The sequence below is a fragment of the Spiroplasma sabaudiense Ar-1343 genome (assembly GCF_000565215.1).
In the GTDB taxonomy this organism is placed as follows: domain Bacteria; phylum Bacillota_I; class Bacilli_A; order Mycoplasmatales; family Mycoplasmataceae; genus Spiroplasma_B; species Spiroplasma_B sabaudiense.
On the sequence record NZ_CP006934.1, the window covers coordinates 564,812 to 578,919 of the forward strand.

Below are 14,108 nucleotides of genomic sequence, written 5' to 3' on the forward strand. Positions count from 1 at the left end.
AATTTCTTAACCTCGTTTTCAATTTGTAATGAGAGTTTGTGCCTCTTCAAATTTGTTTTGAACATGTAAAAATAAAGTATAAATTCTAAGTACAAAGAGACTGTCGACTTGTTTATTATATATTTTATCGAAAACCATCGAACTATTTTCTTTTAGAAAATCATATGTTTCTTCAATATTCATATAACGCAAGTTCTCTTCAAATTTTTTAAACTTATTTTTATCGTATTTTTTTGTTTTTACTTCCAAATTTTCTTTTTGTTTTTGAAATTGATCCATAAAATACTCAAAGTAGACAGCTCAGCGAATTACTTCAGGCAATGTTTTGTTATTTTTTAGATAAACGAAATCTTCTGTAATATCTGTACTTATAGTGCTATCAAAAGTCATTTCAAAAGTTTGATCTATGAAAGTATCATTGATTTGAGAAAAGTCTTCATTTTGAACTTCTAAATTTCTCTCATAAATTCTAGCATTGTTTTGATTTTTTTTATGGCGATTCTGTGATTTCTTCAATTTGCTACTTTTTTGTTTTTTGGAATCTTCTTTATTTTTTTCAAATTCCACTTCAGTAATTTGTTCAGTTATAAATTTTTCAATTGTTTCTTCTTCAACAAGATTATCTACCAAATTAGTGTTTTCTTCCAAATTATTTTTTTCAACTTCAATAATTTCTGTCTTAAAATCACTAAAATTATTTTCTAAGTTTTCTTCTACTGGTTGTTCAAATTCTAAATCGCTTATAAATGTTTCTACAAAATCAAAATCTTCTAAATCTGTTGTTAAACTTTCTTTTGTTTCCTCGTTTGCATCTGAATCAATTTCTTCATCACTTACTGATTCTTTTCCATCTAGAGCGCCGTTCTCTTCAGCCAAAATGATTGCTTCATCGGGAATAACTTCTTTTCAAATTTCTAAAATGTTTTCCCCTGTAAGCTCAAAAGTTTCACTACTTAGTTTATTTTTTATTTCAGTATTTTTTTCCGGTTTGTATTTTATTGAATCTAACTTTTCAATTTCATTAAACTCATTTATAAACTCAACAGTTGGGTCAAAAACTTCAAATTCATCAATGACAATTGGAGCTTGTTGAAAAGCAAACTCTTCTTCAACTCTCTTATCAAAGATTTCTTCGTTAATATTTTTTTCAATTTCAATTTTTTCTTCAATAACATTTTTGATTTCAGGTTTGATTTCAATTTTTTCTTCAATAACTTTTTTGATTTCAGGTTTGATTTCAATTTCTTCTTCAATTTCAGGAAACAATATTTCTTCATCCAAGTTTTTATTTACTAAAGGTATAGTCGAATCCAAAATAGAAGTTTGGTCAAAAGTGATTTTTTCTTCAAAATCTGGGTGTTCATGAAAGTTTTCGATGCTGGTTACTTTTTCTTCAACAACTGCACTTTCAAAAAGTTTTTCTTTCTCCCTGGGTTTTTCATCTTCTTTAATTTTATCTTCAAAAACAACAGTAGAATCTGATAAAGATTCTTGCTTAAGCTCGGGTTTTTTATCAAATAAATCCTGCACTCTTGCAACTTTTTTTATAAAAAAGCAGCTAGTTAGAGAGTGAAAAAAGTTATTTGATGGATTAATTTGAACGATTGGTAGGCAATTTTCAATTAAATTATGATTTATAAAATCATAATTATTTTCCAATAAATCATCGCTCAAATCCAAATTAGTATTATTTTCATTATAAATTATGATTAGTGAATTTTTACTCAGTAAATCTTTCATGTTTGTAATTTTAATTTCATCAAAATTTCAAGTCTTAACAAAATTTCTCATCATCGGCATTACAGCTTCTCTTATAAATTGATCGTATAATTTTTTATAATTGAGACTGTCTTTTATTTTTATTAAGTTTTCATTAACTTTTTTAAATTGGTCAAAATCAAAAACTTTAAATTCTTGTAATTGTTCTTCTAAGTCAAAATTAGCATTATCATTGATTTTTTTATTTTTATTTTTTCTGAATTCAAATTCAACTTTTTTAAATTTTGTTTTCCGATTTCATTCTTTTTTTATTAAATTAAAAATTTCTTTACGCTGTGAATCATTTAATTGACCATTATTTTCGATAAAGCAAACATCTTTGAACTCGTGATTTTTAAAAGCCGGCTTTGCTTCTTTAAGATAATCACTTAAAAAATTATCTTTATTTTTTAGTAAAATTTTAAAATCATTTTCAATTTCTTTTAAAATAAATTTGTTTTTAAAGATTTCATTTAATAAATCTCTTTTAGAATTTATGGCATCATCATTATGTAGTTTTTGTTCGTAATTAAAAATTGCATTAACAAAGGTTCTTAGTAATGTATTATTATCTAAGCTGTTTTTAATCACTTTTAAATTATGAAATTCATCTGCAAATGTCGTTATGTTCATGTGGCGCTCTTTTCTAATCTATTTTATCCAAAATTGCATTTATAAATTTTGAATCTAAATTTGGTTGATAACTTCTTGATAAGTTAACCATTTCATTAATTACTACGGTCTTTGGAACTTCTAAATCCTTAATTTCAAAAATTCCGGTAATTATTATAGCTTTAAAAATATTTGGTATTCGATTTCAGGTTCAATTATCTGAGAGAAGCTGACTTGCTAAATCTTCATATTCTAAACGTTTATTAAATAATTCAAGTGAGACTTTAATTGATTCTTCATCAAATTCTAATTGAAAATTATCCAAAAGCTCTTGTTTAATTCGTTGATCTTCGCAATTTAAAATATAAAAGCGATATAAAATTTTAATTAAACCTTTACGTCTAGCTATATTACTCGTAGTTTTAATTTCCATTAGCTATTCTCCTATTTTGTTTTATAATTTATGCAACAAAAAATCTTACTTGTGTTCCAAGAATAGTTATTGGTGCTATTTCTTCTTTGGTTTGAATCTGAATTAATAAATTTTGTAAATCTTTGTTTAATTGATCGGTTTCATCATTTGTTGGCGAATATTTCAATCTCAAAAGTTCATTAAAATCAGGATAATACGAAATCCCTTGATATTCAAACCCTTTGATATAATTTTTTGGACTGAGTTCGTTATTAATTCCATTAAAAATTTGTCTTTTTCATCTTGTTAATTGAGTGCTTTCATTACCCTTATCTGTGATTCAATTTTTTGGGTCAGAAGTAGAAAAAGTATCAACAACAATACTTGTAATAGGAACTTGTATCACTGCTTCAAGACCTTGATTTGGCTCAAGACTCAAATCATCTGCATTAACAACCACGGGGTTTTTGTCAATCATTGTAAACTTTAAAAAATTTGTAGATTTTTGCTCTTCTTCATTAAAGAATCGAACAAAATAATTACCTATATTTGGACGATATTCGTTACTTTGATTTTTAGAAAATAGCCCCGAAGAAGAAACAATATCACTATCGCTTATTAATGTATCAGCACGATTTAAACGATACATTTTAATTTCAAGTTTATTTATTTTTTCAAATAAATTGGCTTCAGCGGTATTATTTGAAAATTTTATTGCGGTTTGATAAACAATCTGTTCTTCAACAAATTTTCTAATTTCACTACTTTGCACATCACCATCACTCTTCAATGATTCTGGGATGTTTCCAACCGAAACTAACTTAGCGTCGTTTCAAGCCTCATTAATTGAATCAATATTTTGAAATGTAAACTTTTCCAATTTCGTAACACAAGCTACCACTGTTGTTGCAACAACCGATGATAGAGAAATTGTTCCTAAAATACTTAGTAATTTTTTCATATTTCCCCCTTATTTTAAATCTTCTCTTTAAATATACACTATTTTTTAGTATTTTTATAGTTAAAAGCGGAGTAATTTACCCCGCTTTTAGCCATTTAACTCTGGAAAATTATCAATAAAAACACCATTTTTTAGCATTTCTATTTCTGGTCCGTAGGGACTAACATCATTTACTCATGGAGTTTCCAAAACAACTGGAACTTTTCTAATTAAAGGGTGCTGCAAAACCTTTAAGAGTGATTCAAAACCAATTTTACCATAACCAATATTGGCATGACGGTCTTTTCGAGCCCCCTCTTCATTTAAGGAGTCATTTAAATGAACAGCGAAAAGCTTATTAATTCCAACTATAGCATCAAATTCTTGAATTACTTGGTCAAAATTATTTTTTATTGAATATCCAGCATCATTTAAATGACATGTGTCAAAGCAAACCCCAACATATTCTGGATGATCAAGTCGTTCAATAATGTATTTAAAATCTTCGAATTTAGTACAAATTTCGTTTCCTTTTCCAGCCATTGTTTCAAGGGCGATTTTGACTTTTTGCCCAGGAACAATAACTTTATTTAACCCCAAGATTAGTTGGTCTAAAGCTTGATTTAATGGAACTCCCAGTGAGCTACCTGGATGCAAAACAAGGGTTGGAATACCAATTGCACTAACTCTTTGAATTTCTTCGGTTAACATTTTTACACCAAACTCAAAGGTTTCAGGCTTTAAAGAATTTGCTAAATTTATTGTATATGGTCCATGAACAATTAAATTATTAATATCAATTTTATTTTCTAAAAGTAGCTGCTGAAACTCATTTATGAAAAGTTGTTCGACTGGTGTTCGACGGTTATTTTGAGGTGCTCCTGTAAAAATCATAAATGTGTTTGCCTTTACTTTGAGCGCTTCTTTAACCGAGCCTACAAGATAATTTCCTGGTTTATTCATGCTTACATGACAACCTAAAAGATATTTTGATTCCATATAATTTTCTTTCTATTGAACTATGGTTATAATTCACTATTTTTTTTCTGATCTATAGTTGCAATAATTTTATTGGCATTTTTTAAATCTTTTTCTAATAAAATTTTTAATTCTTCTAGACTACTGATTTTTTGATTTGCTCGAAGGTATTTAATCGGCTTTACCCTAACTAGCCAGCCATAAATTTCTAAATCAAAATCAAGAATAAAAGTTTCGAAAAGACTTTCACCTTCATTGTTAGTTCAATAGTCACTTAAGCCATAAAATTTTTTAGGTTCTAAAGTTCTAACTTCGATTTCTGTTAAATAAACCCCCTCAATCAATGGGAGTTTCTTATCAATTTTTTGATTAGCAGTTGGAAAGCCAATTTTTCTTCCCAGTTGCTTTCCTGTTAAAATAAATTCCTCAAAAGTATAGTTAACTCCAGTTTTTTCAAAAAATTTATCGAACTGATTAGTTTTTAAAAGTTTTAATAAATCATTTTTTTCTTCATTAATAACTTTTGGTAGAATTAAACTCTCTTGTTCAAAACAAGACACTCAATGAGGTTTAATTAAACCTTTATCAAATAAAGTAAAACTCTCATCATATAAACAGCCTTTTGTATTTAAGTTTATTTTCATTAAATTAAATTCATCAAGTCATTGCTGCGCCTCAGAATTGAAAAATAATTTGTTGTAGTAGTAAATTATTAAATAATCCACTTTGCTTTGATGAAATTTTTCTACCAAATTTTTTTCGTTTCATAAGCGATTTGATTCTATATAGTCTTTTTTGAAAATAACAACGGCTGTTTTTAAATTTCTTTTTTTACCCTCTTCGTATAACTTATCAATTTGTTGATTATGATTATTTGTTCAATTTCCCAAATCAGAAATCAAGACTAAATTTGGTTCCAAATTATATAACATTCTCGCTAAAGGATTATAATAAATAACTGTTTGCATAATAATCTCCTATGCTACTATCTTGACCCAAAGACTATACGATTTTTTCAAGCATTAAATCTCTTTTTATCATTTAAATCAAATAATAAATCACAAACCACGCAACTATAAGTTGCTGGGGGGTTATTTAATTTTAGTTCAAAATGTTGACAAGAATTTAGTTGTTTATTTACAGTATATGGGGTTGAAAAATTAGGTATCTCTACTTCTCTTTTGGTTGGTAAATTGCAGATATAGTTTATATTTTTTTTCTTCATATTATTAAGCACTCTCTTATATTTTCTGATTGACATGAGAAATCACCAACTCTTTAATGCAGACATGTTGTGGTAATTGATACATGTAATAAATTTGATCGGCAATTTCAGCACTAGTCAAACCATTATTTATTTCTTTTTTGATATTTTTATATTGCAAAACTAATTCAGGGTTTTTGCTAGTATCTAGTAAATTAGAATCAACAATTGCTGGGGCAATAATTGAAATTCTAACTCCACTTCCAGAAACTTCTCTTCTAACAGCCTCGCTAACAGCGTGCACCCCAAATTTTGAAGCATTATACACCGCTCGTCAATCACTAGTTCAACGCCCAGCTACCGAGCCAACGTTTATTATTGTTCCTAAATGATTTTCTACCATTTTTGGCAAGACAGCGTCCATTCCGTTTATAATACCCTTTAAATTAATATCGATCATATCCATTTTTTCTTGTCGATCTTGTTTCAAGTATCAATCGATTGGCATTATTCCTGCATTGTTAATTAAAAGTTCCACTGGCCCAAAATCAATTTCCGCATCTTTTATCGCCTTGCTAAGTTCATCAAAATTTCTAACATCAACTTTTGAGCAAATAGAATTTGGTAAATTCAAACTTTGCAATATTTCCAATCGCCTTGCCATTAAAAGAACAGGGAAACCTTTTTGCGAAAAAAGTTTAGCACATTCTAATCCAATACCACTACTAGCCCCAGTAATGGCAATTAAAGGTTTATTGTTTTTCATATTTACTCCTCCATTTTTTCTTGGTTAGATTTGTAAAATAACAATTGTAATTCTAGAGTTGCAATTTCCTCTTTTGCTTTTCGCAAAGGAATTTGAAAAACAGGGTCAGAATTGCGCTTTTGTATCATAAAGTAATAAATTAATAAACCTATGAATGGAAGCAAAAATCAAAGTCATAATTTTCCGCGCTTCAGTTTTTCTAATTTTTTTTCTTGGTCATATAATTCTGCTAAACGATTCTTGATTTGAGCCAATTCTTCTTGCGATAAATTTTTCTTAATCATTGGCAACTTCGACTACTTTTTTCAAAACTCGCTCAACTAAAATATCAAGAGATTGTAAAACAATTTTAAGTTCATTAATTTGAGTTAAAAAAATCTGTTGTTCAGAACTCATTTCTAAATCCTTTGTGATTTGATTTGTAAAGCTATTTGTTTGCATTCAAACTACCATTTCTTCAACTAAAGCAATTTTTTTAATAAAATCACTTTCTGTGATTATTGAATTAATTTTTTGATGCAATTCTTTTGAAAAATCATCACTTCATTTCTGAATTTCGCTTTCCTTAATTATTTCCAAAAAATTTTCAAAATAAAAATCTATTTGCTTACTAAAAAATGGAATAAAAATTGTTTCAAATGTTGTTGCCGGTGCTGATATTTCATCTGCTGAAATTGGATCTGTGAAATTATTATAATTTACATAGGTTTGATAAAAATAGTGGTATCTTTGAATAAATTGTGAAATAACCATTGCCTCATTGAAATTTTCTTCTTTTGCCATTTTCTCAAACAACATTTCCAACTGATTTAAATATTCCTTGGGTTCTTTACCAGTTGAAATTTTTTGAAATTCCTTAATTACATTTTTATTTATTGCAAAATCTTTGTTATCATTATTTTTTAAAGATTTATAGTCATCACTGATAATTTCTCCTATGATAACTTTCATATCGATTACCTCATTAAACTTTTGACTCATTTGATAATTCTCCCTTTTTTCATTACTTTATTATTTTAACTCATTTATTTAAATAACTTCATTTTTTATTGTAAAATAATCTTATTATAAAAGGAGAAAAATATGATTTGAGGAACAATTTTGGCAAGCATTATCGCTTACTTGCTTGGGAGTATTAGTTTTTCAATAGTTTTTGTAAAATTTAAAACAGGCGGCGATGTCAGAAAAAGCGGAAGCAATAATGCTGGAGCAACAAATGCGAGTAGAATTTTAGGGAAAAAATGGGGACTTGTAATCGTCTTTCTAGATTTAATGAAAGTTGTTGTAGCATCTTTTATTGCTCTAGCGATTAGTGCAATCCCGATTTTTGAGAAAACGTCATTATTTATTCCAGCATTATTTGCCCTAATTGGGCACTGTTATCCAGTCTATTATAAATTCAAAGGCGGGAAGGCAGTTAGTTGTTTTATCGGATTAATTTTGGTAGCTAATGGTTTTTACGCAGTAATTTTCACAATAGTGTGATGAACAACAATTTTCATTTTTCGTAAAATTAGTGTTTCATCACTTCTAGCAACAGTTTTAGTTTTAGCTCTTGCTTGAGTTCCTCAAATTTCTAGTTTGACGTTCCCAAGTATTAATGGACATGATTTTCAAGAAATTTACTTCCAAAATGATTTTGTTAGTCGTCAGACATGAATGAATTATTTGCATAGTTTAACAAGCACCGATTTTTTTGAAAGTTGATTAATTATTAATATTGTTGTAACACTTGGAGGAATTATCTTAATTATTAAGCACCACCAAAATATTGCAAGATTAATAAAAGGCACAGAACCATATTACTTCACTTACAGTAAAAAAGTAAAACAATCAGAAACAAAAAATAAACAAGAAGAAACAAAATAAAAACTCAAACTTATTTGTAATAGCATTGCTTTCACAATAGTTCGAGTTTTTTTAATCTTAAAAAAATTTTATAAATGCTAGGCTCCTTTTTTAACCGCATTCATTGTACGTTTAATATCCGCTTCGCTTGGTTTACGCCCCATGCTCATGTACATTGCTCGTATTTGAGCTTCATTAATTGGAGGGTTGTCTCTCAATTGTTTTTTTACTATTTTTTTTGTAATAAAAAATCCAGAAAAACCACCAACAACCAAAGCTAAAATTACTATTATTAAAACTCAATATCATTCTAACATTTTTTGTGTTCCCCCTTCTCTATGATTGCTATTTTTAAGAATAACATATCTTTAAAGAAAATATTATTTTAATTTATCAATTATTTTTTTGGTTAAATTTTCAACAGTGAAACCAAATTCTTTTATTACTTGATCACCTGGTGCTGAATGACCAAATCTATCTATTCCAAATGCAAAACCATCATCTCCAAGATATTTTCCTCAACCAAAAGTTGTTCCCATTTCAATTGAAAATCTTTGGGTATTTCTTTGAATTATTGTGTCTTGGTATTTTTTTTCTTGACGATCAAAAATATTCATTGAAACCATTGAAACCACATTGACGGCTAACTTCTGGTTTTTTTCAAGTTCATCTTTAATTTTTAAAGCCAGACTAACTTCGCTTCCTGTTGCAATTAATGTTACCTGAGCATTTTTTGATTCTGAAATTAGATAAGCACCTTTACCAACATTTTTGACAACATCTTTGTGAGCTAATTCAGGCAAATCTTGACGAGTCAAGATAAAAGCACTCGGTTTATTTTTATCATTTAATGCAGTCAAATACGAAGCATAAGTCTCTTGGAAATCTGCAGGTCTAAAGACGTTTAGTCCTGGAATACTTCTAAGCATTGCCAATTGTTCTACTGGTTCATGTGTTGGACCGTCTTCACCAACAGCCACAGAATCATGAGTAAATACATAAAAACTTTGCAATTCCATTAAGGCTGCTAGACGAATTGCTGGTTTCATATAATCTGAAAAGACAAAGAATCCCCCCGCAAATGGTAACAGACCAGAGTGGGCAGCAATTCCGTTATTAATAGCAGTCATTCCAAATTCACGCACACCATACATAATGTTACGACCTTGCAAATTATCTTGATAAAAGTTCCCATCAGCCCCTTTGGCTTTAGTGGACGCTGTTAGGTCAGCACTTCCTCCAATAAACGATGGTACTAGACTGCTAATTTTATCCAAAACCTGTCCTGAAGAAACTCGTGTTGCTTGAGGTTTTGAAGGAATCATTGCTTGAAAGTCAGCTTCTGTTACTTGGTATTGTTTTAAAATCCCCGCTTCGAGTTGAGAAAATTCTTGTGGATAATTTTGCTTGTATTTATTAAAAATTTTATTTCATTGATCATATGCTTCGTGACCACGGTCACCAACAGTTGCTTTATAATGAGCATAAACTTCCTCATCGATTGTAAATTCTGGATTTGTTCAATTGTAATATTTTTTGACATTGATCAAATCATCTTTTACTGGTTCTCCATGAACAGCACTTGTTCCTTGCTTTGTGGCTCCAAGACCAATAATTGTCTTTACTTCAATATAAGTTGGCTTAGTAGATTTTTTAGCACTTTCAAAAGCTTTTGAAATCTGCGCTAAATCTTCGCCGTCTTTTACTAAAATGGTATTTCAATTTGCTGCTAAAAAACGTTCTTGCATTTTTTCAGATTGCGCAATTTTAACTGGTCCATCTAGTTGGATATCATTTGAGTCGTGTAGCACGATTAATTTATTTAAACCATAATTACCCGCAAAAGAGATTGCCTCCTGGGCAATTCCTTCTTGTAAATCTCCATCTCCAACTAAAACGTATGTAAAATGATTAACAACTTCTAGTTCAGGTTTATTAAATTTACCAGCTAAGTGTTTTTCTGCAACAGCCATTCCAACAGCAGCCGCTAAACCTTGACCCAAAGGACCTGTTGTAACTTCAACTCCATCTGTCATCCCAAATTCTGGATGTCCTGGTGTTTTTGAATTTAGTTGACGAAATTTCTTTAAATCATCAATTTCAACACCAAAACCACTCAAGTGTAAAATTGAATATAGCAAGCCACTCCCGTGACCAGCTGATAGAACAAATCGATCGCGGTTAAACCACTTCGGATTGCTTGGGTCAATATTTATATGTTTTGTATAAAGTTCATAAACCATTGGGGCTGCACCCAAAATGATTCCGGGGTGACCAGAATTAGCTTTGTTAACAGCTTCAACTCCTAAAATTCTTAAACTATTTAGAAATTTGTTTTTTTTATTATCTACCATTTCATAAATCTCCTTATCACTTATTATTATATATCTATTTTAACTAATTTCTAAAATTTCCAAATTTTAATTATTTTTATTTTTATTTTCCAAAATAAAAATTAAATCTAAAAACCTGTTTCTCAAATAAAAAAACCATTATTTTATTGTAATGGTTTTTTTAATATTGAAATTTTAAATAAAATTACTTATTGATTTTTTTAGGAGTAATATCTTCGCCTTTTTCATTGACAACTTTTAAATTATCCAATTGATTTTTAAAACCTTCACGAAAGTTTTTTAAATACTCTTGGCGAAGATTGTCTCGCTCAATTTTTTCGTCGGGGGTTAAATCACGAGTTTTGGCAATTTTACTTAATTCATTTATTCTAGCAATCAAATTTTGCATTATTCACCTTCAATTATTTTTTTGGCAAAATAGGCGGCCCCAATAATTCCTGCATCATTTCCCAACTGCGCTGTTTCTAATTTTAAGTCCTTGAAGTAAATTGGCAAAATTAAAGGTTTCAATCCGCAACTAATAATGTCTAAAAGTGCCCTACCCATTTTGCTACCTCCCCCACCAATTAAAATAGCCTCAGGATCTAAAGCCTTAATCATTAAAGCCATATGATTTAATAACGGCTTATAAATTTTAATTATTAATTCTTTTAAATCTTGGGGGTTATTATTTTCAAAATAAACTCTTGCAATATCAACCATTTCAACATTCTGCGGGTTTTTAAAATATTTTATTGTCGAATCTTGGGGATGTTTTTTTCAATATAACTTTATCGCTTTACTCAATCCAACAGCACTTGTGGTTGGCTCAATACAATGTTTTAAACCACAGTTGCAATCAATATCATGTTGCATATCACCACCATGACCAAATTCACCAGCATAACCATGTTGACCCTCAACAAGATTACCATTTATAATGATAGCCCCACCAATACCTGTTCCTAAAGTATAAAATAATACTGATTTATATTTTTTTCCAGAACCAATTCAGAACTCTCCTAAAGCGGCAGCATTTGCATCATTTAAAACGATAACTTTTTTTTGAAAAATCTTTTCTGCTTCCTCTTTTAAATTGAAGTCAAATCAATTTAAGTTACCAGCTATTTTAACAATTCCCTCTTGGTGATCAACAAAGCCAGCTGTTGAAAAACCGACGCATTCCAATTCTTGGTAAGAAATTTTTTGTTCTTTTAACTTTTCCATGATTTTTTGAAAAAGATTTTGCAAAATATTATCAATTTGATTATCTACGATAAAATTAAAAAGCACTTTTCCTTGAAAGTCTATTATTCCAACTTTGGCACTAGTTCCTCCTAGATCAATGGCTAAAATATTATTTTTATTCATAAAGTTCTCCTTAAATAATTGCTGGTAGCAACGTTACTTTTATTCCCTGTTCTGTTTTGGGGAAATAAACAACAATTTTTAAACCAGGATAGGTGTTGAAATTAATTCATCCTAAACCTGAAATGTGCAAATCAATATTTTCACTATTTTTAAAAGTGAATTCCTTTGATTCAAATACCATATCATTATCTGTTAAACGTGGTGCTAAGATATGACGATTTTTTTTAAAGTATTGTTCAGAATTAACAGCCTTAGTTCTATGAAGTGGTAAATTTCGATTTACATAGAAATGAAAATTTGTTGCATTTCTTGAGCGATTTTTACTTTGTGGATTCATTCCTTCTTTAAATGTTACTCAGGCAATTCCACCATAAAAAATTGTTTGACCAGCCTCTAACTGATAAGTTTTTTGATGAATTTCTTTTGCAAAAAAGAAGAAATCTCAATAAGATGGTGCTGTTGCTGTTGCAATATGATTGTGTTTTACCAATCCTGGTGTGTCATAAATCGAACTTGATTCTGTAAAGTTAATTTTAATACGGTCAAGAGTAGTATTAACATATTTAGAAGCAACAATTGATGAAATTTGATTATTAGCTTTTAGTAGCGCATTTATTAAACTAGATTTCCCTGCATTTGATATTCCTACAACATATTGGTCATATTTAACAGTTAGAATTTCTTGTAGCAGGTTATTAACGTTTGCGCTTTTAAAAGAACTCATTAAAAAAATTGGAGCCCCTTTTAATTTTGTGGATTCAAATAGTTGTTTAACATAGTTAATAATTTTTTCAGATTTAACTGATTTTGGAAGCAAGTCAATTTTATTAACTACAATGACAACTTCTTTTGTCGCAATTAAAGCCTCTAATCAAGAGATTCGACTCCCTGGTAAATCGTAAATATCAATTACATAATAGTAACGAATCTTGGCATTATTTTTATTAATGTTATCCAAAATATCAATAAAGTCCTTGTCATTGATTTCTTGCTCTACTAAACTATTGTAATATTTTATTTTAAAACATCTCAAACAATAGTCTTGAACCTCAATGTCTTTGACAAAACCAGGCTTTCTAGAATCATTTACATGTAAAACATGGCCACAACCAACACATTTTTTTTGCTGTGATTTATTTTGATTTGTAGTGTTTCCTAAGTTGGCATCAGTTTCTTTTAAAGCAACTTTTGAGCGACCTTTTTTTGCAAAATTATTTTTACCCGATTCGCTTGCACTCTTAGCTTTATCTTTTTTAAAGAATGTCATAGTTTCCTCCTAATTCTCCTTCGGTATAAAAACCCTCTTGAAGAATGTTTTTTTGCGATAGTCTTTTATATAAAAATTTTTCAAAAAATCTAACTAATTTACTATCATCATTGATTTTACTAATTGGTGAAACCAAGATACTTTTAATATGGGCTCGATTTGCAACCAAAATATCTGTTACAAGTTGATCCCCTATTAAAATCATTTCATTGTTCTCAAATGGCAAAATCTTTTTCAAGACTTTCATTTTACCCAAAAGCGGCTTCTTGCAATCTCAAAAATAATTTTCAATTCCGGCCTTTTTAGCAAAATTTTGAACTCGGCTGCGGACATTATTTGAAAACAATACAAATTCAAATCCGTTATCTTTGACAGATTTGATAAAATTCATTATGTCTGCGTTGGGTACGCGTTGATTTCAACCAATTAATGTGTTATCTAAATCACATAATATTACTTTAATTCCACTATTTTTTAAACTCGCTAAATTAACTTTTTTAAAGCTACGTAAATAGATTGAAGGCTTGAAATAGTTTAATAACAAGAAGTTTTTTTGTTGAGTATTACTTTTTCGAGATTTCACTTTAATTACCCAGTCCTAACTATTATTTAATTATAA

The 14,108-nt window shown here is 29.2% G+C and carries 16 protein-coding genes; 1 reads left to right on the top strand and 15 read right to left on the bottom strand.

The genetic code is table 4. The annotated features are described in order from the left end of the window. Window positions 1-6 precede the first annotated feature (6 nt). From SSABA_RS02560 to SSABA_RS02600, 9 genes are all read right to left on the bottom strand, one after another. Window positions 7-2,391 carry a hypothetical protein gene (locus SSABA_RS02560; RefSeq protein ID WP_025251040.1) on the bottom strand — a complete coding sequence of 795 codons (2,385 nt, stop codon included), beginning with the start codon at window positions 2,389-2,391 and terminating at the stop codon, window positions 7-9. A 13-nt stretch (window positions 2,392-2,404) separates the two neighbouring features. Further along, window positions 2,405-2,803, bottom strand: coding sequence for a transcription antitermination factor NusB (locus tag SSABA_RS02565; RefSeq protein WP_038673640.1), 399 nt, complete (start codon window positions 2,801-2,803; stop codon window positions 2,405-2,407). 28 nt (window positions 2,804-2,831) lie between these two features. After that, entirely contained in the window at window positions 2,832-3,743 is a 912-nt protein-coding gene (locus SSABA_RS02570; RefSeq protein WP_025251041.1) for a lipoprotein, read from the bottom strand. Between the two features lie 87 nt (window positions 3,744-3,830). After that, window positions 3,831-4,721 carry a deoxyribonuclease IV gene (locus SSABA_RS02575; RefSeq protein WP_025251042.1) on the bottom strand — a complete coding sequence of 297 codons (891 nt, stop codon included), beginning with the start codon at window positions 4,719-4,721 and terminating at the stop codon, window positions 3,831-3,833. 26 nt (window positions 4,722-4,747) lie between these two features. Further along, window positions 4,748-5,668, bottom strand: a complete 921-nt coding sequence (locus SSABA_RS04980) for a riboflavin kinase (RefSeq protein ID WP_025251043.1) — start codon at window positions 5,666-5,668, stop codon at window positions 4,748-4,750. 17 nt (window positions 5,669-5,685) lie between these two features. Beyond that, complete coding sequence (locus SSABA_RS02585) at window positions 5,686-5,925, bottom strand: hypothetical protein (protein WP_148293480.1); 240 nt, start codon at window positions 5,923-5,925, stop codon at window positions 5,686-5,688. A gap of 16 nt (window positions 5,926-5,941) precedes the next feature. After that, window positions 5,942-6,670: an SDR family oxidoreductase gene (locus SSABA_RS02590; protein ID WP_025251045.1), complete on the bottom strand. Its 729-nt coding sequence runs from the start codon at window positions 6,668-6,670 to the stop codon at window positions 5,942-5,944. 2 nt (window positions 6,671-6,672) lie between these two features. Continuing rightward, entirely contained in the window at window positions 6,673-6,954 is a 282-nt protein-coding gene (locus SSABA_RS02595) for a hypothetical protein (RefSeq protein WP_025251046.1), read from the bottom strand. Next, on the bottom strand, window positions 6,947-7,651 hold the full coding sequence (locus SSABA_RS02600) for a hypothetical protein (protein ID WP_025251047.1): 705 nt from the start codon (window positions 7,649-7,651) through the stop codon (window positions 6,947-6,949). Before SSABA_RS02600 ends, SSABA_RS02595 begins: the two co-directional genes overlap by 8 nt. A gap of 102 nt (window positions 7,652-7,753) precedes the next feature. Between SSABA_RS02600 and plsY the strand changes: the two genes are divergently transcribed. Next, window positions 7,754-8,539: a glycerol-3-phosphate 1-O-acyltransferase PlsY gene (plsY, locus tag SSABA_RS02605; protein ID WP_025251048.1), complete on the top strand. Its 786-nt coding sequence runs from the start codon at window positions 7,754-7,756 to the stop codon at window positions 8,537-8,539. A 77-nt stretch (window positions 8,540-8,616) separates the two neighbouring features. Here plsY and SSABA_RS02610 read toward each other — a convergent pair whose 3' ends face one another. From SSABA_RS02610 to SSABA_RS02635, 6 genes are all read right to left on the bottom strand, one after another. Further along, a complete protein-coding gene (locus SSABA_RS02610) occupies window positions 8,617-8,835 on the bottom strand; it encodes a YneF family protein (protein WP_038673642.1) in 219 nt (72 codons plus the stop codon). A 63-nt stretch (window positions 8,836-8,898) separates the two neighbouring features. After that, window positions 8,899-10,872, bottom strand: coding sequence for a transketolase (gene tkt, locus SSABA_RS02615; protein WP_025251050.1), 1,974 nt, complete (start codon window positions 10,870-10,872; stop codon window positions 8,899-8,901). Between the two features lie 184 nt (window positions 10,873-11,056). After that, on the bottom strand, window positions 11,057-11,260 hold the full coding sequence (locus SSABA_RS02620; protein ID WP_038673644.1) for a DUF896 domain-containing protein: 204 nt from the start codon (window positions 11,258-11,260) through the stop codon (window positions 11,057-11,059). Further along, complete coding sequence (locus tag SSABA_RS02625; RefSeq protein ID WP_025251052.1) at window positions 11,260-12,222, bottom strand: ROK family protein; 963 nt, start codon at window positions 12,220-12,222, stop codon at window positions 11,260-11,262. Before SSABA_RS02625 ends, SSABA_RS02620 begins: the two co-directional genes overlap by 1 nt. A 10-nt stretch (window positions 12,223-12,232) precedes the next feature. Beyond that, complete coding sequence (yqeH, locus tag SSABA_RS02630) at window positions 12,233-13,489, bottom strand: ribosome biogenesis GTPase YqeH (protein ID WP_025251053.1); 1,257 nt, start codon at window positions 13,487-13,489, stop codon at window positions 12,233-12,235. Further along, window positions 13,476-14,072 carry a YqeG family HAD IIIA-type phosphatase gene (locus tag SSABA_RS02635; protein WP_025251054.1) on the bottom strand — a complete coding sequence of 199 codons (597 nt, stop codon included), beginning with the start codon at window positions 14,070-14,072 and terminating at the stop codon, window positions 13,476-13,478. The genes yqeH and SSABA_RS02635 overlap by 14 nt, the downstream gene beginning before the upstream one ends. Window positions 14,073-14,108: the final 36 nt, after the last annotated feature.